Genomic DNA, 1,701 nt, shown 5'->3' on the forward strand with positions numbered 1-1,701 from the left:
GCCGGAGGCCGCCGTCGGCGTCCTGGTCGTGGACACCGGACTCACCGGCGACCACGCCCGCTGCCCGCAGCTCGTCCGGGTCCGCGGCGACCTGGAGACCGCCGAGCGGGACGCCGACGGCCTGCTGCGGCAGTACGCGGGACACGGCACCTTCATCGCCGGCGTCCTGGCCGCCGTCGCCCCGCACACCGACATCACCGTCAGCAACGCCCTCAACGACGCCGGCGCCATCCTGGAGTCCGAGTTCGGCGGCCTCCTCCTCGACGCCGCCGAACAGGCCGGCTGGCCCGCCCTGATCAGCCTCTCCGCGGGCACCTCCACCGGCGGCGACGAGGGTCTGCTGGGCCTGGAGCGCTTCATGGCCGAACTGCTCGACCACCCCGGCACCCTGCTGGTCGCCGCGGCCGGCAACAACGGCAACGACATCCCGTTCTTCCCCGCCGCCTACGCCGCCAAGCCCCGCTACGCCAAGGCGGTCCTCTCCGTGGGCGCGCTGCGCGGCGACGGCGAGGGCCACGCCTGCTTCTCCAACCACGGCCGCTGGGTGGACGTCTACGCCCCCGGCGAGCGCCTCACCGGACCGCTCACCGGCTTCGACGCGCCGGTCCCGTACGTCTACCAGCACTCCAGCTACGACGCGTGCCGGCACGACGGCGACTACTCGTGCACCTGCCGCTTCCCCGCCCACTCCGGGCTGCTCAGCGCCGACGGCGAGACCTCCCCGACGGAGCCGGAGCGCGTCGAGTTCACCGGATACGCGCGCTGGAGCGGCACCTCCTTCGCCACCCCGCTGGTCGCCGCCATGGTCGCCGCGCACATGGTGGCCCACAAGGAGACCGACCCCCGCCGGGCCCGCCGCGACCTGCTGGCCGCCCACAAGAAGGAGACCGCGGAGGTCCGCGGCCGGAGGGCGCCCGCACTGCGCCCGCCCACCTGGCGTCCCGTCGGCTCCTCCGCGGAGGAGGCATGACGGCCGCGTGCTTGGCCAACCCCCGTACGGCGTACGATGACGTGCCGTACACGAGGGGTGGGGGAGTGGAACGAGCGACAGTCGCGGAGCTGCTGAAGTCCGCGGTGGAGGGCGACCAGGACGCCTGGCGAGGACTGGTGGACGGGCTCAGCCCGCTGGTGTGGTCCGTGGTCCGCGGCCACCGGCTTTCCGAGGCCGACGCCCACGAGGTCTACCAGATCGCCTGGTTCCGGTTCGCCCAGAACCTGGGCCGCATCAGGGAGCCCGAGAAGGCCGGCGCCTGGCTCGCGGCGACCGCGCGCCACGAGTGCCTCAAAGTGCTGAGGGCCCAGCGCCGTTGGACGCCCACCGACGACCCCCAGGTGCTGGACCGGCCGTGCGACGGCTGCTCGCCCGAGCAGACCGTTCTCGAGAACGAGGCCGAGGCCGAGCGGGCCGACCGGCACCGCACGGTCTGGGAGGAGTTCGACGCGCTCGGCGACCGCTGCCGCCAGCTGCTGCGCCTGATCATCGCCCAGCCGCCGCCCAGCTACCGCGAGGTGTCCGTCGCGCTGGGGATCGCGGTGGGTTCCATCGGACCGATTCGCCAGCGGTGCCTGCGCAGGCTGCGCAAGCGCCTGACCGACCGGGGGGTTCTGTGAACGGCCAGACGACTTTCGACGGGGCGGGCGGGGCGGGCGAGCCCTCCGACGAGGCCCGGCTGGCCGAGGTGGAGGGGCTGCTGCGGGAGG

General features: G+C 74.1%; 2 protein-coding genes. Both read left to right on the forward strand.

The genetic code is table 11. The features are described from left to right. The coding region (locus HW445_RS29935; protein WP_180223948.1) for a S8/S53 family peptidase at positions 1 to 970 on the forward strand (970 nt) is incomplete at its 5' end. Between the two features lie 65 nt (positions 971 to 1,035). Then, positions 1,036 to 1,611 (forward strand): sigma-70 family RNA polymerase sigma factor, encoded by a 576-nt coding sequence (locus tag HW445_RS29940; protein WP_308800177.1) that lies wholly within the window; start codon positions 1,036 to 1,038, stop codon positions 1,609 to 1,611. The last annotated feature ends 90 nt before the right edge of the window (positions 1,612 to 1,701 follow it).

It is taken from the genome of Streptomyces sp. UH6 (assembly GCF_013421635.1).
Lineage (GTDB): Bacteria > Actinomycetota > Actinomycetes > Streptomycetales > Streptomycetaceae > Streptomyces > Streptomyces abyssomicinicus.